We start from the raw sequence: 19,747 nt of genomic DNA, 5'->3' as shown, positions 1-19,747 counted from the left end.
TAATTAATATTGTAGTTTCAAGCCGGCCAAATATTTCGCGAGGGCATCGACTTGATCTTTCGTCAGATCTACCTTAGGCATCAGCGTTCCCGGTTTAACCGCTTGAGGGTCCGAAATCCAACGCTTCAAGTTCTCTTCAACCGTGCCTTCGTTTTTGTATTGCGCTTGATCCGTGTTTACCAAGATACCCGCAACTGCTTGACGGCTTCCGATACCTGTCAAGTTCGGGAATGCCGGTCCGCCTTTGTCGCCGATCGCATGGCAGGATAGGCATTGTTTGTTTAGCAGTTCTGCTATTTCTTGATTTTCTGGAAGAGCTACCGGGTTTTTCATTGCCGTTACCCAGCGATCGAAAGAAGCACGGTCTACAACTTTAACTTTGAAATCCATCAAGGAATGCGAAGGTCCGCAGAGCTCCGCGCACTTACCTAAGTACACGCCCGGATTCGGCGCTTTAAAATACATAATGTTAACGTTTCCGCCCGGATTCGTATCGATCTTACCGGCCAAGGACGGAATCCAGAAGGAGTGAAGCACGTCAGCTGTCTTCGCTTCCACGGAAATAATCGCATCGTTAGGTATCAGCAGTTCTTGTGCTGTCTTAACACCCAGGTTAGGATATTCGAATTCCCACCAATATTGGTGAGCCGTAACTTTAATTTGCACGGCATCAGGATCCTTCGTGTGATCCTCTGCCAGACCGAATACGGTCTTAACGGTTGGAACACCAAGGATGATCAGAAGGATAATCGGTATAACGGTCCAAATAATCTCCAGCTTGTGGTTACCTTCCACTTGCACAGGGATCGATTTGTCACCTGGGCGGCGACGAAACCGGATAATTACGTAGAATGCGATCGCAAATACAATCGCAACGACCAAGACCATGATCAAGATCGTTAATTTCATTAGTCCGAACTGTTCTTCGGCAACCGGCCCTTGCGGTCTTAGTGTAGACAAGTCAGCTCGTCCGCATGCTGACAACAGCAACACCATCCCGGCAAGAAGCGGCATAAGCCGTTTTAGAACGTGCCACCGATTCATCATCAATCAACCCCACTTTTTACGTTTTCACAGCGGCCGTAGATGGCGCAAAAAGCGGCTCTGCTGCGTGTTTTCCTGGATGTTTAGACAACTTTTGCAATCTAATCACTTTATTAAATATAAAGTTGCAGGTGCTTTTTGTCAATGTTCCGAAGGATGTTCACAAATTGTTCTCAATGCAGTAAAATCAACGATTTCCGCCGTTTTTTTGCTTGCCAATTTGTGTAGTCAGGGCTCCATGTCTATCCTACATTGTGTGCATAAACCATGGTTCTTTATGTATTGAAATGTCATGCATATTTGTTTTCCGCCGGCCCATTCTAAAGAGAGGTTAACCGAAAGGGGCGAATATCATGAACACACGATCATTGCATAAGTCATTCCTCATTCTGATCATTGCTTCAATGACAGCGGCTTTGGGCTTAACCGGCTGTAATTATCAGCGCCACGTCCAGAACAGCACCTTTGACTATGGAAGCAAGAACAAAGGGGATCCCAAAATGCTCGGCAGCCGGATGTACGGCACGATGAGCGGACTCCCGGGGCAGCATGATAACGCTTGGATTGAATACAGCTCGCTTCTAAGCAATGACGTCTCCAATATTAACGGCGTTGCCGGCGCGCTTGTCTTCCTAACGGACAAGAACGCATATGTCGGCATCACGACGGATTGGACTGCAACCGGCACCTTGAAATCAGGCGGTCCCGGCACGCGTGAGCAGAATAATTCCGGATCGACCGAAGGGGTCTACAATGTCGATAACGGCAGCCCTTACTGGAACAATCAGCGGATCGCAACGCCATACAATTCAAATTTCACGGTCAATGATCATAATCAAATTTCTGGGGAATTGAAACAGACCATCGCGGTCTGCATACGCAAATTAGCCCCAAGTGTGCAGGAGGTTCATATTTCGGCGAATAAGGAATTCAATAACCATCTGATTCAGTATGCCCAGGAGGCTTGGGCCGGCCATTCACTCACGCCGTGGGTACCCTCCTTCAACCAACTGGTTAAGCATCAATTCGTCGGAGGCAATGACGTGCCTGCTCCAATCGATGTGCAGCAGGGGCGAGCTGCATTACGGAAATAATGCCAACTACCTAAGGCTGGGATCCATTATGGATTTCCGGCCTTTTCAATTTTCCTATATAATGAAGAAAAAAAAGATTTGCTTTATTCTGCCAACTTGCGATATGATAATGCTCGCTCTCTCTACGGCCATTTCACCCTGCATCACAAGCATTCCGGCTTCGCCGCAGCTTATTAGGATGGAGGTGACAGATGCTATTCCTCGTTTTGGCACGCAAAGCTTATCTTCGCAACTTGCAGTACCGCGGCGCACATATGATTCATAATGTCGCGAGCGCGATCTTCGGCTTCATCTACGTTTCCATTTGGATGGGCATCGGCGAGAGCCAATCGCTCGGCGCTTACGGTCTAAGCGGCATGGTCAGCTACGTCGCATTCAATCAAGTTACCCTGTGGGTCGTATCATTTCTCACCAACGGACTTGGCATCGAACAATCGGTTCGAACCGGGCAAATTGCCACAGATCTTATGAGGCCCGTTCATCTGTTCTATCAGCTGATGTGCCGCGAATGGGGTCAAATCGCATATCAGTTTCTGTACAAGAGTATCCCGATCTACGCGCTTTACCTCTTGATCCTCCCGCTTCACGTCCCTTCTTCCGTGCTTACCTGTCTCTGGACCGCTGTCGCACTTGCGCTTGCCGCACACATTTCCATTTGCATCAATTTCTTGATCGGCGCCGCTGCACTATGGACAACGGAATCACGCTGGCTATATTGGGTCAACTATGCGTTTAGTATGCTGCTCTCTGGATTTCTCATCCCGATCGAGTGGCTGCCGGGCTGGCTTCGCATGCTCAGCCATGCTTCATTCTACCCGTTTCTTCATTATATACCGTCGAAACTGTACCTTGGTCTTGAAAGCGCCCAAAGCCTGTACGGATCGGTATTGTGGGGAATTCTTCTGACATCGGTATGCTTGTTCACCGCAAGCCGCATGCGCCGCAAGGTGGAGGTGCAGGGCGGATGAATGAGCTTCGCATGTACAAACTGCTCGTTGCAGCAAGCCTGCGCAGCCGAATGCAGTACAAATTCAACTTCTGGTTCTCGACCATCATGGCAGCCGTTATCAACATCGTAGAATTCGCCATGCTCGCAGCCGTATTGCTGAAGTTCGGCCATATCAAGGGCTGGAGCCTGTCCGAGGCTGGATATTTGTATGCCGTTCTGACATTGTCCAAAGCCATCTACCGAACCGTTGCCTCCGACGTTCACCATCTGGAGAAGTACTTGGTCAGCGGCGAGCTCGATAATCTGCTGCTTCGTCCGGTTCCGATCCTGCTTGGGCTCATGTCACAAAATGTATCATTTCGTATCGGCGAACTCATACAGGGCGGTGTCGTTCTTATTCTCTGCATGCGAGCTATGTTCCTAAACGGCCAGCTGTCATGGACCGCCATCCCTTATACGCTGATCGTGATCATTTTCGGTTCCCTGCTCTTGTTTGCCATTGGTCTATTGACCGCTTCCGTCGGCTTCTGGATGACGCGCATTGAGGAGCTGCAAACCATTACGGAAGATGCAGCCCGTACGGCGGCGCAGTATCCGCTGTCGATCTACCCAAAATGGATGCAGGGCATGCTCCTATCAGCCATTCCGGTCGCTTATGCCAATTACGTGCCGTCGCTTTATATTTTGCGGGGACATGGCAGCGTCTGGCTCATCATCGCCTCCGCCGCGGCAGCATGCCTGTTATTCGCAGCAGGTCTTGTGCTCTGGAAACGCGGCCTTACCAAATATCAGAGCACCGGGAGCTGAAGCACGCTTCGGATACAGCCTCAACTGGAAGGAGCAAAGACTAGAGAATGATTCATGTACAGCATCTTACGAAGCAATTCAAATCAGCGGCAGCCAAGGAAGGTGCCTTCAAGGGCATACGCACCTTATTATCAAGGGATTACCGCATTAAAGATGCCGTCTCCGACATCAACTTCACTATCGAACGCGGCGAATTCGTAGGCTATATCGGCCCGAACGGGGCAGGCAAATCGACAACGATCAAAATGCTCTCCGGCATCCTTCATCCGACAGCCGGGCAAGTCCAAATCGACGGGCTCAGCCCGCACCGCGAGCGCAAGCAGGTTGCGCGAAGGCTTGGGGTCCTCTTCGGACAGCGTACGCAGCTTTGGTGGGATTTGCCCGTGCGGGATTCCTTCGATATTCTCGCGGCGATGTATGGCATAAGCGAGCAAGCCAAAGCAGCACGGGTTGCCCAGCTCAGCGAGCTGCTCGAGCTTGGCCCGTTCATGGATACCGCTGTCCGGAAGCTGTCCCTCGGTCAGCGGATGCGCGCAGACATCGCGGCGGCGCTGCTGCATGATCCCGAAATTTTGTTCCTCGACGAACCGACGATCGGACTGGACGTTGTAGCAAAACGCAGCATCCGGGAGTTCCTTCGCTCCATCAACAAGGAACTTGACAAAACCATTCTGCTCACGACGCATGATATGGACGACATCGAACAACTGTGCGGCCGGGTCATCGTTATCAACAACGGTCGGCTAGGCTTTGACGGAACCATTGACGAGCTGCGGCGCCGCATTGGACTTCCTACCTTGATTCGCGTTACATACCGCTATCCCATTCATTCAGAAGCCTTGCTCGGATCCATGGGAGCATCGGGAATATCCGAGCATCTGCAGCTGACGCAGACGGAAGAGCGGATTCTGACGGCTGCCTGCAACCGCGACCAGCTAAGTGCTATGGAGGCGCTTCGTCTGCTGGAGCAGCTGGGCGAAATTGAGGACGTGCATATGGATGAGCCGGATTTTGAGGAAATCGTGCATCGTATTTATTGACACTGGTTCGACGACGCCGTCGTCACCCGCAAAGGAATAATCCGTACATCCATTCGGGCAGACTTCCATTATCGCAGCTTGTTTGCGGTGAAGCGAGGTCTGCATTTTTATCTTAAAGCTTCACTTGACACTTACCTTAATATCATATATCTTTAAATTAAGATTTTAAAAAAGATGAAATGCACATCCTATATATAGTTCCTTTAGCGAGGTGAGTTCAATGAGTTCTGAAACAAAATCTTCCCCAAACGATCTTCAACTCTTTATCACGCTTTCCCGGGCGCATCAATGGGTAACGGCTCACGTGCAAAAGGATATTCGCAGGTCCGGTCTGAACCCGACGGAATTCGGCGTGCTGGAGCTTCTCTATCATAAGGGCGAACAGCCTCTTCAGCAGATCGGGGAAAAAATTCTGATGACGAGCGGAAACATTACCTATGTCATCGACAAACTGGCCGACAAAGGCTTAGCGCAGCGCAAAGCCAGCTCGACGGACCGTCGTGTTATTTTCGCAGAAATTACGGAACGCGGCAGACAGCTGCTGAATGATATTTTCCCGCCTCATGCGGAGGCCATATCCAAAGCGGTCAGCGGGCTGACGGAGGAAGAGCGCGAGCAAGCAATTAAACTGCTTAAGAAGCTCGGCATTGCGGCGCAGACCAGCTTCACGTAGGCAGCCGAGAGCAACATTCACTATCCGAAGGAGGCTGACATGAGCATCGCACTTGGGTTGTTACTGATTCGGTTGGTCGTCGGATTGACTTTGGCAGCCCACGGTTCACAGAAGCTGTTCGGCTGGTTCGGCGGTTACGGACTGAAGAGCACAGGCAGCTGGATGGCTTCTATCGGCTTGAGGCCGGGCATTATAATCGCGCTTCTCGCTGGCTTGGCGGAGCTGACCGGCGGCCTTCTCTTCGCACTAGGTCTTTGGATGCCGGTAGCTGCGGCGATTATTGTCCTCACGATGATTGGCTCCATCGCTTCTGTCCATTTCAGGCATGGATTCTGGATCACAAAGAACGGCATGGAATACAATCTCATTCTTATCGCAGTCGCGGTCGGCCTTGCTTTGGTCGGCCCCGGTGAATATGCGCTTGGCCGATAATCTCACATTTATCTCATTCGATTTTAATTGTATCTATCTCATTTATATGGAGGGCATTTATTATGCAAACGTTAGTTTACGGACCATCACTTCAAGCTAAAGGCGCATTTGACGGCGGTAAAATTACAGAGCAGAAACCGATCGGTTTCTCCGGCGAAGGCGCCGTAGTGAAACGAGTCAGCACGTTATTCTATTGGGCTTGGGCTCATTCGAAGCAAGAAGGCTACATTCCGCTTCATCCCCATCAAGCATTCGAAATCATGACGTATGTCGTCGCCGGCAAAGCCGAGCACGGCGATACGCTCGGAACCAGAAGCAGCGTTGGCGCAGGCGGCGTGCAAATGATGCAAACAGGCTCCGGCGTCAGCCATGAGGAACGCTTCGTCGGTCCCGACATGGAGGGCTTCCAAATCTGGTTCGAGCCAAATATTCAGGAGGCACTCACAAGGCAGCCGACCTATACCCAATATGAACATGAAGCCTTCCCGATCGTTCAAGGCAGCGGCTATTCGAAGAAAACCGTCCTCGGCGAGAATTCCCCGATCAGCATCGTCGCCGACGCCCGCATGTGGGATGTCGAAGTTGCGCCTGGCGCAGTCTACCAGCATCCCGTTGTGAAAGATCGCACGCTTACCGCGCTTGCGATCCGCGGAGGCGGTACTTGGTCCTATTCCGATTTGCCAGCTAATCAAACGACATTCGCGCATAAAGATTTCATTCTCGTCCGTGCCGATTCTGTACAGGACGTCGTTATCACTGCCGGGGATGAACCGCTTCGCATGATTCTTATCGACGTGCCTACGGCGGTCGACTACCCGCTTTACCCGAAACGTTAAGTTCCAGCACGCAAATAGGGCTCCGGCATGGGAGGTGGATGAACCACCAACATGCCGGAGCCCTTCGTTTACATTAATGCGCTGCTGCAGGACGTTCCTTCGCTTTGTCCGACTCCATTGCATTGCGAGTGGACGCTTCGCGTTCCATGGACAGCTCTTCGATCGTTTTTGTCTTAAGACGGGCTGCGCCTTGATAATGCTCGCGCGTCGGCAGGAGATTGCCCGCCGCGAGGCGTTCCTTCGCCGCTGCGATCGATGCTCCATATTGCGGCAGCCATGGCTCCCCGGCGACGAGCATTTCGTCGACCATTTGCCAAATTTCTTTCGGATTGCACACTGCGCCGACTAGCGGATCCATCATCATCGCTTGCCGAAGCAGCTTGTCATTGCCGCTAATGGCAGCTTCCACCGCCAAACGCTGCACGGAGATGCTGACATTGCACACGGCCGCGCAGCCAAGAGGCAGATCGCCGACAACCGGCATGTTGATGCCGTTGCGGTCCACGTAGCCCGGCGCTTCAATAATCGCGTCATCTGGCAGATTCGTAATGACGCCGTTGTTCACGACGTTGAAGTGCCCGCGGTATACGCGCCCCGTCTCTAGTCCTTCAATAATATAGGAGCCGTGCTCCTCGCCGCGGTTCTCCGCCGCGTATACGAACGGATCGCCCTTCAGCCAGTTCGGGAAATCAGTCTCGAACCAATTGCGCCCTTCGGTGCAGACGCGCAGGTAGCCGCCGGTTTCGCCGTTGATCCAGCTGCCGAGATCGATCCAATCCTTGATTTCGTCCGCACGCTTGCGATACCATGGCACATATTCGCTGAGATGTCCGTTCGATTCCGTCGAGTAGTACCCGAATCGGCGCAGCATATCGATCCGCACTTTCTCTGTTTGCTGAAATTCCGGATGGTTCTCGAACGCTTCCAGCAGGTCGCCCGTACGATCGACGCCGTTTGTCTTCACGGAGACATACCAGGTCTGGTGATTGATACCCGCACAAATGATATCGACCTCTTTCTTCTCCAGGCCGAGCGCGCGCGCGATCTGGTGGTGGCCGCCCTGCACGCCGTGGCAAAGTCCGATCGTACGGACGCCGCCGTACTTGTTGCATGCCCAAGTGAGCATAGCCATCGGGTTCGCATAGTTGAGCAGGAGCGCATTCGGTTCGGCAACCTCGCGAATATCTTTGCAGATATTAAGCATCTCCGCGATGCCACGCTGGCCGTACATGATGCCGCCCGCGCACAGCGTATCGCCGACGCATTGGTCGACGCCGTATTTCAGCGGAATGTCTACGTCATGCTGGAACGCTTCCAAGCCGCCGATCCGTACAACGCAAAATACATAGCGAGCATCCTTCAAAGCTTCGCGGCGGTCAGTGGTCGATTGAATCTGGATCGACAGACCGTTCTCGTTGACATCTCGCTGGACAAGCTGCGTCACCATGTCGAGATTATGTGCATTGATGTCTGTAAATGCAACTTGAATGTTTTTGAATTCCGGTACAGAAAGCAAATCCCGCATGAGACCGCGGGTGAATCCGATACTGCCTGCGCCGACAAAAGCCACTTTAAAAGACATGAAAAAAGCCTCCTCTTCGCCATTTAGAGCGTAATGTTCCATACACTCATTGTAACAGGCGGCTTAAGAAGGCGTTTCCACATTTGCAACAGCTTCGCTTACATGATGTCAGCTATTTCAACTTTCTGTTCAACGTAGGACTGAATCGACACATGTGATTTACGGTAGGCGGCAGGCGACAGGCCCGTCAATTTCTTAAACAGCATGCTGAAATATTGACGGCTGTTAAGTCCCACATAGTCGGCGATTTCGATAATAGGGACGTCCGTTTGGACGAGCAGCATTTTCGCTTTCTCCATGCGCAGCTCAGCTAAATACGAGGTAATGGACATATGCATATTAGCTTTGAATATCCGCTGCAGATAAACCGGATGCAGGTTAACGGCCGCTGCCACATCCTTGGCCTGGATATCGCAGTCGTAATGCTGATGGATGTATTCAGCCGCGATGCGCACGTAGCGGTGGATTTGGCGTTCGGCGCTGCCCTTGGTCTCCTCGGCGGCAAGCCGCGCGACGCGGAGCAGCAGCTGGGAGATAAGCAGATTCGTCATGACAGTCTTCCCTTCGCCCCCGATATCCATCTCCAGCACAAGGCTTCGGAGAATCGGCTGGACGTCCGCCGAATCCCGCAGCACAATGGTGCTGCGTTCCCGGTCCAGGAACTCCGCGAATGCGCCGTCGCTTGCCGCAAGCTGACGCAAAGACGGATACATTCCCTCGCATGGCGTAAAGGTGAACTCCACGTTCAGCATCCGGCAGCCGTTATCCTTCTCGACCAGCAGCCGGTGCGGAACCCCCGCATCCAGCATAATAAGGTCGCCTTTGCGCATCGCGGTTACGCCGTTCTCCGTCTCGACCGTGCATGTCCCAGACATCACGTACATAAATTCGGTTGCGTCTTCATGCGTGTGAAAGCCCATCTGGAAATCGATCCATTGTTTATAGTAATACGCCACAATGCTAGGTCTGAATTCCCCGTCTTCGCGCCACTTGGATGCATATAAGCCTTGTTTGGGCATCAGCGCCTCCTACCCTTCGATAGCTCGGCTACGAGCTTTGCGCTGCAGCAGCACGAAGATGCCGCTCACGACAATGCCGGCAATAACGCCGACGGCCAGATCATGCGTAACGACTACCGCCGCAACCGTACTGACCATTACGATCGTTTCGCTGACAGGGACCTTGCGAAGCTTGAACACGGATTTCCAGTCAAATATGGCAGCGCATACCATCAGCATAATGCCAACAAGCGCCGCCATGGGGACAAGCGACAGCAGATCGCCGAGTACAACGACGAGCAGAAGCAAGAAGAGCGCAGCGACCAGCGTCGACAGCCGGTTGCGGCCGCCCATCCGCACATTGAGAACGGATTCCGCTACGAGCGCGCATCCGGCCATTCCGCCGAAGAAGCCTGCGATAACGTTCGCAATACCCTGCCCCCGCATTTCACGGTTCTTGTCCGTACGCTCCTTCGTCGTTTCGTCGAGCAGATTCTGTGTCAGCATTGTTTCCGTGAAGCCCACCAAGGCGAGCGACAGCGAATACGGCAGTATAATAAGGAGCGTTTCCCAGCTGACCGGTACATCAGGCAGCAGGAAGGCCGGCAGGGAAACATCGATTTCGGCAATGTCGCCGATTCGGCTGACACCCTCGATGCCGAACATCCATACAGCTGCCGTAAGCAAGACAACCGCCGCCAGCGGAGACGGGATCGCCTTGAAATAACGCGGAAGCAAATAAATAATCAGCAGCGCTGCGCCGACCAGAACATACATCTTCCATGAGGCATGGCTAAAGTACCGCAGCTGCGATAAGAAGATCATAATCGCAAGCGCATTGACGAAGCCCGTCAGCACAGGCTTCGGCACGTAATTGACCAGCTTGCCCAGCCTGAATACGCCCATCAGATATTGAATAATGCCGGTCAGTACCGTTGCCGCGAACAGATAGGCGATGCCGTGCTCCTTCACGAGCGTCAGCATCAAGACCGCCATAGAGCCTGCCGCCGCGGAGATCATACCCGGCCTGCCGCCGAGAAACGTAATGACGAGAAGAATGCAAATCGAAGCATAGATGCCTACCGTCGGCGGTACGCCCGCCATAAACGAAAACGCCAGCGAATCCGGGATCAATGCAAGCGTCGCTGTCATGCCTGCAAGCACGTTGAATCTAACGTCCGTCGTCCATTGTTTGCGCCAAGAATTGTTCAAGCCGTCACCTCAAACCGTCTAATTTCATGCCCCTTCACGCGGAGCTCTAACGGTTAGCATAACCCCGCCCGACAGGGAAGGTCAACGTTCAATTTTGGCAGCAGCATGCTTGTCATTTGCGTGTATTCGGACGCAATAAAGAGCCGAGAGGAAGCTCCTCGGCTCTTTCGCCAGCCTTTACGATCTATAAGAAAAGTTCAATGAAATAATGACCTTCATTCTTCCTCGGATCTATTCGTATATCATGCCTCAGGATAACACGCATCTTCTCCCCAGCTGCTTTGCCATATACTCGCCATTCACAAAGGTATGTTCATCCAGCTTCATCGCATTGATTTCGAGTCCATAGGTCGTAAACCCAAACGTTTCGTAGAGTCGCTTTGCGCTCTTGTTATGTTCAGCAACGGCTAAATTCAATTGTTCGATTTCGGTTTCGGTCTCGATGTGCTCGATCATTCGGGAAAGCAATTGTCTGCCGACTCCCTGTCCTTGCGAACCTTGATCGACATACATGCCCGAGAGAACTCCCTTATGCCGAAATTTTTTGCTCAGTTCCTGCTGGAAGCCGAGAATTCCAATTAATTCGCCCGAATCTGCAAAAGCCCCCATAACGAATTGGGAATCACTGCTCTTTAATCGGTCCTGAATGACAAGATTAGGAGTATCAACTAACTCCTCGAATGATGAACTGAACGATTCCGGATTCTCCTTCGTTGCTTTTAATCGTAATTGCCAATAAATTTCCGTGTCGTCAGGTTGTAACACTCTGATGTACAAAATCGCACCTCTTTCAAAATTCCGTTCAACATGATGATCAGTTACGGCCTTATCTTACACAAAACGCATAATTGAAGTCAATGAACAGCGATTTTGATGTTAGGTAAAATAACAACAAACTTCCCTTATGGAACTGTTTACCGCCTGTCCAAGAGCTGTGCCATATGCCCTTGAAAGGACTAAATTCCTTGAACGCGATTTGAATGCCGAGCATCTAAGCGCGCCTCCAAATAGAGCCGCGTCTGCGCTATTGCTGCTTAATTTCATTTTCGAATGGCCGCGCTGCGCTTAGAACGCGCTCGCTTTGTGCGTGTCCGGACACCAGCGGGCGGTACGGTAATAGCGGATCAAGAAGTCCAGCGCCTCTTCCGTTCGCAGCGCGGTCAAGGCTTCGAATGCATAGGCGCGCGTATAGCGGTCTCTACTGTCCAGACCTGCCCGCAGGGCGGCGACGACGAGCTCCGGATCTCCGAGCTTGCCAATGCGAAGCAAGGAGAGCGCCGCCGTGTAGCCGATTTTATTCGTAATATAGTCTTGATTCGCGACGTACGTGTTCGAACTGCCGGCCTGCGCAGGCGCCTCGGCTTCCGCCGCGACCGCTTCCTTTAAGGCGCGAACGAGCGCCGCGACGGTCAATTCGGCCGGCTCGCCGATCATGCCCAAGGCTTCCACCGCATTGCGGCGCACCCACTCGCTTGTATCGTCTAGCGCCGCGATCAATGCCGGCACGGCTGGCGCCGCGTCTGCTCCGTTCATCCCGAGGGCAAAGGCCGCGAAGCCTCTTCGCGTCTCTTCCGCTTGCCGAAGCGCATCGATCAGTCCGGGCACGGCCGCCGAACCGGCAGCTTGAAGCCCGTAAGCCGCGCGCTGAGCAGCGAGCTTGGAGCCGTTCTTCAGCATCCCAAGCAGCACTTCCGTCCCGGCCGCTCCGATATGGCCAAGCGCATACGCCGCGTTAAGGCCGACCTCCTCCGCGACATCCTGCACGAGCTCGCCAAGCTTTGCCGCGCTCCCCGAGGCAGCGGCTCCGAGCAAACCGAGCTCATCCGCCGCACGTGCGCGAAGGATGGCATCACCCGCCGACAGCGCCGCATCCAGTTCGGCAAGCCGCGCTTCATGAGCAGCCGCAGCCGGCTTCCAGCTCTTCTCGCCTCGCAGCCAATTCCACGTATCCTGCCACAAATTCAGATGTCCATCCGATGTGCCAATCGGAAATTTCGGCGCGCTGTTCGAATGGTTCCAGCTCGGCAAAACCGGCTCCCGCAAGCGGACAAATTGAAATTTGAGCATATACCGGTCCAGATTCGACGTGTTCAACGACGCTTTATGCCACAAATCGAAGTGGACCAGAACGATCGTGCCCGCCTTACCCGTCGGCAGCAGCGTGTCCTGCCCCGGAAATTTCTCGTTGTACTGGGAGCGCGGCATGATGGCCGTCGGCCCCATTTCTTCCGTGATATCCTGCGTGTAGTAGAACATCATCACCCACCATGGACGGTGGCTCCGCATGGAGGACCAGTAGCCGTCCTTATGCCATCCGCCGCCGCCCGGCATCTGATTGCCCGGCTGATTGTAGTGCATATGGCGATGCGGGTGCATATAATAGTCAGGTCCGAGCACGCTTGTCAGCGCGCCCCTGACAACCGGGGTGTCAAAAAACTGCTGAATATCGGGTATGCGCGGCAAAATATTGTTGCCGGGATTCCCCTCCTGCTGCAGCACAAAATCGATCTGCTTCATCACGCTATGATGAAGCGCTGCAGGCAATTCGTTCTGTAAAACCAGGTATCCATTCACAATAAATGATGCCATTTGCTCGTCTGAAAGCAGGTTTACGTTCGTATTCACGGTAGGCAGCCCCTTTATATCGCTAGAAGATGTGTTATATTTAATGTACTTGAGCGTGTTTCTTTTGTATTTAGCGGCCAGTCAGAAATTTGTACAATCGTCAGGTCAGTTTAATGAAACCGTAAAGAATGGACGTCTTTCTCTGCCGAAAGGAGGAACCGATGCTGACATGAATATCGCCCGCTTCCACCCCTATGTGTATTACGCGACGAAGTACGCCTTCTATCCGGGGCAGACCAGCCTGACCCGGCACAGCTATTCGGCTTCCCTCTATTTCGTGACGGAAGGCAGAGGCGTCTTTCGGCTGCGCGGCCGCGAATACGAGGCGCTTCCGGGCATGATGGTCTACATGGAGGCAGGACAATGCCATGACTGGGCATCCGATACGGATGAACCGATGACCCATGTCTGCTGTTATTTCGACTGGCACTACGTCGACCGGACCGAAGCGTATCCCGACGAAGCCGGCCCGATTTGCTACGACGCCGCCCTCCTGCGGCAGGAGCTGGTCGGCGAAGCCTTCCCTTATCCGCTGCCGGAGATCGCTGACGTCAGCTCGTCGCTTCGCCGCTGGGTCGATCTCATGCAGAAATGCTACACCTCGAACGAGCATACGACGGAACGGACCTTCATCCCGAATATGATGGTGCAGAGCCATTTTCTACAATTCATTGATCACTTCCTAACCTTCTCCCTGCAGGAGCACCATATCCCCGATCCCCGGATCACGAAGCTGCTCGGACGGATCGAGGAGGATCTCTTGAACGGCCGCCGCGTGCAAATGGAGGCTTATTCCGAATCGCTCGGGCTAAGCCGCGGTTATTTCTTCGAGCTGTTCAAGCGGACAACCGGCATGTCTCCCATTCAATACATCAACCATTCCCTCATGAACCGGGCAAAGGATGATCTGCGCTCTTCCAACCTCAGCATCATGCAGATCGCGGACAAGTACCATTTCAACTCCGTGCATTATTTCTCGCGGCTGTTCAGGCAATATACCGGCAAATCGCCTCAGGCTTTCCGCGGCGCGGCACGCTGAAGCGGATCGGACAACCGATACGGCACACATCTGATTTAAAGCTTCGCCAAACGCAAATAAGAGCGATCGTGGAAAAACGCCCGATCGCTCTTATTGATAACTAACCCTGCTGCTTGATGTTTAATGCCCCTTCGTTACCCGCTGTGTACATCCGCCCTGCGGAAATAAAGGGCGATCAGCACGAGCGGCACTGCAAACGCGATGATCATCGTCGCGCTTCCGACTGCGGCCGAATTGTACGTCGGCGATATGTCTGCAGCCAAATTCAGCGCTGCGCTCCATGGATAATACATAATATATTTGGACTGCATGATCGTGAGCTCCGAGATGACGGCGAAGATGCCCAGTCCCATCGCGGGAATATAGCTTCTCCACAGCAGCGCAACCGCGGCCGAGATTGGCGCAAGCGCATATTGCAGCAGAAGAAGCAGGGCGTAATCGCCGGCACGCTTGCCAAGCACGTGCATCGTCAGCGAATCCCCGTCTTGAAAGACGAATCCGGAAGCCAGCATAAGCACGAAGGACAGCAGCAGGACAGCCGTCATTACCGGCAAGGCAATCACGAATTTAGCCGCCAGCACCTTCAGCCTGCCATGCGGTCCCGTCAGCATGTTGTTGACGGTGCGCTCTTGGAACTCACGCGCGAACAAATAACCAATCAATAACGAGAATAAAGCCGGGCACATCAGCATCGCCATAATTTGAATATCGGTATTCAAATAATTATCCCATTCGAACTTGGTACCATGGCTGGAGTTGTTTAGTTGAACGAGAAACACGAGCAGCGCCGGCAGCGCCGCGCCGATCACGATCAGCCACAGCATCCGGGATCTCCGCCATTTGAGCCATTCGCAAGCAATCAAATCAAACACGAGCAGCGCCTCCTTCCACCAAACGGACAAAGTAATCCTCGAGCGAATCCTTCATGTCGACGAGGCTGCTCACTTCAATGCCTTCCCGCACGAGCACCCGGTTCATCTCGCCCGGCTGCAGTCCCGCGTCGTACACGCGCAGCCAGCCGTCGTCCTCCATCCGGCAGTCCTGAACGCCAAGCTCCTCGGAAAGGAGCTCCCGGGATTTGGCGTGATCATCCACTTGCAGGCCGATGTACTGGCGGTTCTTATGCTTCAGCTGCTGCATCGTGGACTCCTCCAGCATGACGCCGCGATGGATGATACCCACCTTCGTCGCCAGCTGTTCCACCTCGCTCAGGATATGGCTCGACACGAGAATCGTAATCTTGCGCTTCTGCGCCAGCTCTTGAATAAGCAGTCGAATTTCCTTGATGCCCATGGGATCGAGGCCGTTCGTCGGCTCATCTAGGATGAGCAGCTCCGGACGGTGCAGAATCGCCCGCGCTATGCCAAGCCGCTGCTTCATGCCCAGGGAGAAATTCGCGGCCTTGCGGTTCCGCGCTTCCCACAGCCCCGTCGTATGAAGCGACTCCTCCAGGGAATCGGTGCTGCCGATGCCCATGAGACGGCGGTGCAGGTCCAAATTCTCGGCAGCCGTCAAGTTCGGGTAGAAGCCGGGATATTCAATGACCGAACCGACCTTGCGCAGCACGGCGTTGCTCCCCTTGCCCACTTCTTCCCCAAACAGCTTCACGGAGCCGGAGGAGGGCCGAATCAGCCCCATCATCATCCGGATCGTCGTCGTTTTGCCGGCGCCGTTCTGTCCGAGGAAGCCGTAAATATCGCCTTGATTCAGCTGCATGTCGATACCGTCGACCGCCTTCAGGCCTTTATAATGCTTGCAGAGTCCGCGGACCTGCAAAATAGCTTGTTGTTCCATGATGGCTAAACGTCCTCTCTTTCTCTCCCATTATGCGATTTCCTTGCGTTTGAACGCCCTGCAGCCCAGCGCCAGCAGCACGACGAGATAAACAACCGTGTATACGATGAAAGCCGGACTCGGCACGTTCGTCGGCGAGAACGGTCCCATCGCGTTCGCCATGTCAGGCAGCAGCGGCAAATCCGGGCCGTTGATGATTTCGTAGGTGAGCCGCGAGAACACCGCATTAATCGGCATGACCAGCGATAGGATGAGCGACGAGCTGCTTAACGCCTCATTGCCGCCGCTGGCATTGAACAGCGTTTCGGCAAAGCCGGTGAACATGCTCATGCCGTACAGCATCGCGCAGGCAACGCCGTTTCCGAGCATCGGCAGGTAAACGGAGCCGAGCATCGTGAGCGCAAGCAGCAGCAGCGGCATCCAAATGAATAGCAGCCATGCCTTCAGCATCGCTCCCGAATAGAGCGGCATGTGCGCGATGAAATGCACGGGCAGCAGGATGGCGAAGAACAGAACCGTGCTGTACACCACGAGCCAAAACCCCGTGCCGAGATATTTGCCCAAGTACAGCTTCCAGCGCGGAATGGGCCGCGCAAGCACGGCCAGCATCAGCCCGTTCTCCACCTCGCCCGAAATCGTCCCCATCGTGGCGAACAATACCAGAAAGGTCACGATCATCCCGGCAAACAACAGGCCGAGCGACATCAGAATCATGCCTCCGATCAGGCCGCCCATCTGTGCCATACCCGCATCGCCGTTACCCTCCTGCGCCATCCGGGTCAGCCCGTAGCAGAACAAGGTCAGGTATACGAGCGTCAGCGCGATGGCGACCAGCACGACTTTCTTGCGGAGCAGTTCTTTGCCCGCGAATGCAATCCAGATCATGCGCGTATGCCCCCTTCCCCGTTGCCGCCTGCGCCGGCATTGCCGGACATGGTCAAGAACCACTCCTCCAGCCGGCCTTGAACGGGCTTCACCTCGTAGAGTGTGACGCCCTCGTCGATCAGCAGGCGGTTGAGGTAACCGATCTGCTCCCTGTTATGTGCCGAAGCGCGCAGCATCGCAGAGCCGTCGGCGGCCAGGCTGCCCGCTTCCAGCGTCATGCCGGGCAGCAGCTCGGACGCAAGCTCATGCTCGAGCTCCGGCAGCCAGCCGCCGACCTTGATTTCCCAGCTTGTCTCCGTGCGGAGCAGCTCCCGCATCGGTCCGACCGCACGCAGCTTGCCTTGGTGAAGGAATGCCACCTCGTCGCATACCGCCTCGACGTCTTCGAGCAGATGCGTGTTTAGAAACACGGTCTTGCCTTCCTCGCGGAGCCGCAGCAGCAGCTGCCTCACGTCATAGCGGCCGATAGGATCGAGCGCCGACGAAGGCTCATCCAGAATGATGAGCTCCGGATCGAGAAGCAGCGCGCAAGCGATGCCGAGCCGCTGCTGCATACCTTTGGAATAGTGCCTCAGGCGGTGAGAGCCGCGCCCTTGAAGTCCAGCCGTGTGCAGCACTTCTTGGATGCGCGCTTTCATGCGGGGCGACTTCGTCTCGGACAACGACATGCCGCTTAACCCCCCGTGGAAGCGCAGGACCTCCTCGCCCGTCAGCCAGTCCTGAAAGCGGAAGAGCTCGGGCAAATACCCAAGCCCGCGCCGAGATTCCGGGCTGCCGATCGGCTTGCCGAGCAGCGTGCCGCTCCCGGAATCCGGGCGCAGCAGGCCGGCAACCATTTTGACGAAGGTGCTCTTGCCGGCCCCGTTCGGACCGAGCAAGCCGAAAATTTGTCCCTTTTTTATTTCCAAGGAAATATCCATGCAGCCGGTGCCCGAAGCGTACGTCTTCGTTAGCCCGTTTGTCTGCAGCATCATCATTTCATCAATCCTTTTGCTTCTTGAATTAGCGCGTCGTCCGTCGGATAAGCTTCGTTCGAACCGCTCAGCATGTACATCCAGTCGCCCTGCAGCCAAAGCAGCATGCGTTCGCGGCCGGCGGTCGACAGCAGTGCGTCGTGGCCGTCAATGCGCATCGACTCTCTATTCACGCCGTTCATGGACGGCACCGGGAGCGTATGCTGCCAATCGCCGATGGCAGACAATTTGGCCCGGAGATCCTCCGGCAGGATGGGCAGGTCAAGTACGGCTTGGCGGACCTGTTCCACATCGACGTCATCCGGCACATCCAGCGTCGGAGCAGGCAGCTGAATGAGCTTCTTCAGCTCGCAGCCGTTCTTCGCATCCTTGGCCGTCATTGTGAAGCTGCCCGGCAGCGTGACCTTGATCGGCGCCCCTTCAACGGAAGACGGGAGTTTCGTGCGGCCCCCCAGCAGGTCGATCAGCTTATTGATCGCCTTCGGATGCAACTTGAAGGTAACCTCCTGCCGCGGCAAGTAGTCGATCACCGCGAGATCCGCGCCCTTCAGGGGCTTCAGCGTCCTTCCGGCTAGCTGCTGCGCCTCGGCCTCGCTAATTTTGCGCATCGTGCCGCCGCCGCTTTGCTCGATCTCGCCGTACGTCCGCAGGTCCAGCTGGTGATTGCCGAGCGCGCCGCTTTCGAGCGCTTGACTGAAGCCGCTCAAATCCGATTCGCTGATGGCGATCGATTCGAAATGCTGCACGCGGAACGTGTTCAGCATATTTGCCATAACCTCCTGCCCCCACGACGTGAACAGCATGGTGCCGGCGACGACAACCGCGGCAGCAGCCGACAGCCATCTGCGTTTCGCAAGGCGCGTCCGGCTTGCCGCACGGACCGTCTTGCCGGCCGGCTTCGATTCGGCGTCAGCCTCCGGCAGCAGGCGGTTCGGCAAGCCGCGATCCGCTGCAGCCATGGACGCCGCTTCCGCCTTCAGCCCCGGGCTCGCTTCTCTTCTATCCATTCCCCTTGTGGACGTTCCCGCCATTCCTTCACTAGGCACAGGCTCCTTCAGCCAAACATCCGGCACTTCCTCGTCCTGTACCGTCATGAACAGCCGGTTCATCGCCTGTTCGATCTGCTCCTCGCTTACGACCAGCTCTTCAGGGTCCTGTTCCTGCTGCTTTCCAAGCTTGCTTCTATCGTCGTTCATAACTCCAATGCCTCCTCTGAAAGCAAATTTTTCTTAAAGCGGTTGGATGCCCGCATAAGCAGGGTTCCTACGATCTTCGGATTGACCTGCAGCGCTTCGGCGATTTCCCCGTGGCTGTAGCCCTGTTCCTTCAACAGCAGCGCCTGGCGGTCGCGCTCCGAAAGCTTGTTCAGTACGCTGCGTACGACATCGCGTTCCCAGCTCTGAATGACCGCCGTTTCGTTAGACGGATGCGCCTGCTCCTCCGACATGGCTTGATGCAGCTGCTTCTCCGCCAAGCTGGACTCGCGTCCCGATTTGCGGTAATGATCATATACAATGCGGGTTAATACGCGGTGCAGCCAAGGACCAACGCGGTCCAGATCCTCCGGCGGGTTGCGATACAGCCGCAGGAACACTTCCTGGGTCAAATCCTCGGCTGCGGCGCGCTCCCCGATCAAGAGAGTGATTTTGCGCAATACAGCCGGGTAATGCGCCCGAAACAACGCTTGAAATCGGGCGGGTCTTTCGTCTAGCGGCATATGTACTTCGCCTCCTTCACTAGTTAAGACGATGCGTGTAAGCGAA

The 19,747-nt window shown here is 54.6% G+C and carries 20 protein-coding genes; 8 read left to right on the top strand and 12 right to left on the bottom strand.

All coding sequences use genetic code 11. From position 1 onward, the window contains the following. Positions 1–3 precede the first annotated feature (3 nt). Positions 4–1,047 carry a cytochrome c oxidase subunit II gene (coxB, locus tag KXU80_RS23545; protein WP_219835555.1) on the bottom strand — a complete coding sequence of 348 codons (1,044 nt, stop codon included), beginning with the start codon at positions 1,045–1,047 and terminating at the stop codon, positions 4–6. Between the two features lie 350 nt (positions 1,048–1,397). On the opposite strand from coxB, the gene KXU80_RS23540 reads away from it, so the two are divergent. The 7 genes from KXU80_RS23540 to KXU80_RS23510 all read left to right on the top strand — a co-directional run bounded on the left by KXU80_RS23540 (position 1,398) and on the right by KXU80_RS23510 (position 6,875). Next, positions 1,398–2,138 (top strand): hypothetical protein, encoded by a 741-nt coding sequence (locus KXU80_RS23540; RefSeq protein WP_219835554.1) that lies wholly within the window; start codon positions 1,398–1,400, stop codon positions 2,136–2,138. A 191-nt stretch (positions 2,139–2,329) separates the two neighbouring features. After that, the gene (locus KXU80_RS23535) at positions 2,330–3,106 is read left to right on the top strand and encodes an ABC transporter permease (RefSeq protein ID WP_219835553.1); all 777 of its coding nucleotides are present in this window, start codon (positions 2,330–2,332) and stop codon (positions 3,104–3,106) included. Next, complete coding sequence (locus KXU80_RS23530; RefSeq protein WP_219835552.1) at positions 3,103–3,894, top strand: ABC transporter permease; 792 nt, start codon at positions 3,103–3,105, stop codon at positions 3,892–3,894. Before KXU80_RS23535 ends, KXU80_RS23530 begins: the two co-directional genes overlap by 4 nt. 47 nt (positions 3,895–3,941) lie before the next feature. Next, positions 3,942–4,934, top strand: coding sequence for an ABC transporter ATP-binding protein (locus KXU80_RS23525; RefSeq protein WP_219835551.1), 993 nt, complete (start codon positions 3,942–3,944; stop codon positions 4,932–4,934). A 220-nt stretch (positions 4,935–5,154) separates the two neighbouring features. After that, positions 5,155–5,607: a MarR family winged helix-turn-helix transcriptional regulator gene (locus KXU80_RS23520; RefSeq protein WP_219835550.1), complete on the top strand. Its 453-nt coding sequence runs from the start codon at positions 5,155–5,157 to the stop codon at positions 5,605–5,607. A 39-nt stretch (positions 5,608–5,646) separates the two neighbouring features. Beyond that, positions 5,647–6,039, top strand: coding sequence for a DoxX family protein (locus KXU80_RS23515; RefSeq protein ID WP_219835549.1), 393 nt, complete (start codon positions 5,647–5,649; stop codon positions 6,037–6,039). 62 nt (positions 6,040–6,101) lie between these two features. After that, on the top strand, positions 6,102–6,875 hold the full coding sequence (locus KXU80_RS23510) for a pirin family protein (protein ID WP_219835548.1): 774 nt from the start codon (positions 6,102–6,104) through the stop codon (positions 6,873–6,875). Positions 6,876–6,948: 73 nt separating this feature from the next. Here KXU80_RS23510 and KXU80_RS23505 read toward each other — a convergent pair whose 3' ends face one another. From KXU80_RS23505 to KXU80_RS23485, 5 genes are all read right to left on the bottom strand, one after another. Next, positions 6,949–8,457, bottom strand: a complete 1,509-nt coding sequence (locus KXU80_RS23505; protein ID WP_219835547.1) for an alpha-glucosidase/alpha-galactosidase — start codon at positions 8,455–8,457, stop codon at positions 6,949–6,951. 98 nt (positions 8,458–8,555) lie between these two features. After that, positions 8,556–9,476: an AraC family transcriptional regulator gene (locus KXU80_RS23500; RefSeq protein WP_219835546.1), complete on the bottom strand. Its 921-nt coding sequence runs from the start codon at positions 9,474–9,476 to the stop codon at positions 8,556–8,558. A 9-nt stretch (positions 9,477–9,485) separates the two neighbouring features. Next, the gene (locus KXU80_RS23495) at positions 9,486–10,667 is read right to left on the bottom strand and encodes a SulP family inorganic anion transporter (RefSeq protein ID WP_258171128.1); all 1,182 of its coding nucleotides are present in this window, start codon (positions 10,665–10,667) and stop codon (positions 9,486–9,488) included. A 249-nt stretch (positions 10,668–10,916) separates the two neighbouring features. Further along, positions 10,917–11,444, bottom strand: coding sequence for a GNAT family N-acetyltransferase (locus KXU80_RS23490; RefSeq protein WP_219835545.1), 528 nt, complete (start codon positions 11,442–11,444; stop codon positions 10,917–10,919). Positions 11,445–11,732: 288 nt separating this feature from the next. After that, a complete protein-coding gene (locus KXU80_RS23485) occupies positions 11,733–13,292 on the bottom strand; it encodes a HEAT repeat domain-containing protein (protein ID WP_258171127.1) in 1,560 nt (519 codons plus the stop codon). 169 nt (positions 13,293–13,461) lie between these two features. On the opposite strand from KXU80_RS23485, the gene KXU80_RS23480 reads away from it, so the two are divergent. Continuing rightward, a complete protein-coding gene (locus tag KXU80_RS23480; RefSeq protein WP_219835544.1) occupies positions 13,462–14,331 on the top strand; it encodes an AraC family transcriptional regulator in 870 nt (289 codons plus the stop codon). A gap of 134 nt (positions 14,332–14,465) precedes the next feature. Here KXU80_RS23480 and KXU80_RS23475 read toward each other — a convergent pair whose 3' ends face one another. From KXU80_RS23475 to KXU80_RS23450, 6 genes are read right to left on the bottom strand one after another with little or no spacing between them, the layout of a single operon-like run. After that, positions 14,466–15,203 carry an ABC transporter permease gene (locus KXU80_RS23475; RefSeq protein WP_219835543.1) on the bottom strand — a complete coding sequence of 246 codons (738 nt, stop codon included), beginning with the start codon at positions 15,201–15,203 and terminating at the stop codon, positions 14,466–14,468. Further along, complete coding sequence (locus KXU80_RS23470; RefSeq protein WP_219835542.1) at positions 15,196–16,125, bottom strand: ABC transporter ATP-binding protein; 930 nt, start codon at positions 16,123–16,125, stop codon at positions 15,196–15,198. Before KXU80_RS23470 ends, KXU80_RS23475 begins: the two co-directional genes overlap by 8 nt. Positions 16,126–16,155: 30 nt before the next feature. After that, positions 16,156–17,010: an ABC transporter permease gene (locus KXU80_RS23465; RefSeq protein ID WP_219835541.1), complete on the bottom strand. Its 855-nt coding sequence runs from the start codon at positions 17,008–17,010 to the stop codon at positions 16,156–16,158. Further along, positions 17,007–17,987 (bottom strand): ABC transporter ATP-binding protein, encoded by a 981-nt coding sequence (locus KXU80_RS23460; protein ID WP_219835540.1) that lies wholly within the window; start codon positions 17,985–17,987, stop codon positions 17,007–17,009. Before KXU80_RS23460 ends, KXU80_RS23465 begins: the two co-directional genes overlap by 4 nt. Beyond that, positions 17,984–19,180 (bottom strand): hypothetical protein, encoded by a 1,197-nt coding sequence (locus KXU80_RS23455; RefSeq protein WP_219835539.1) that lies wholly within the window; start codon positions 19,178–19,180, stop codon positions 17,984–17,986. Before KXU80_RS23455 ends, KXU80_RS23460 begins: the two co-directional genes overlap by 4 nt. Then, on the bottom strand, positions 19,177–19,701 hold the full coding sequence (locus KXU80_RS23450) for a sigma-70 family RNA polymerase sigma factor (protein WP_219835538.1): 525 nt from the start codon (positions 19,699–19,701) through the stop codon (positions 19,177–19,179). The genes KXU80_RS23455 and KXU80_RS23450 overlap by 4 nt, the downstream gene beginning before the upstream one ends. Positions 19,702–19,747 lie beyond the last annotated feature (46 nt).

Origin of the sequence: Paenibacillus sp. R14(2021), from assembly GCF_019431355.1 — a bacterium.
Classification (GTDB): domain Bacteria; phylum Bacillota; class Bacilli; order Paenibacillales; family Paenibacillaceae; genus Paenibacillus_Z.
This window is presented reverse-complemented; position numbering and strand designations above follow the sequence as displayed.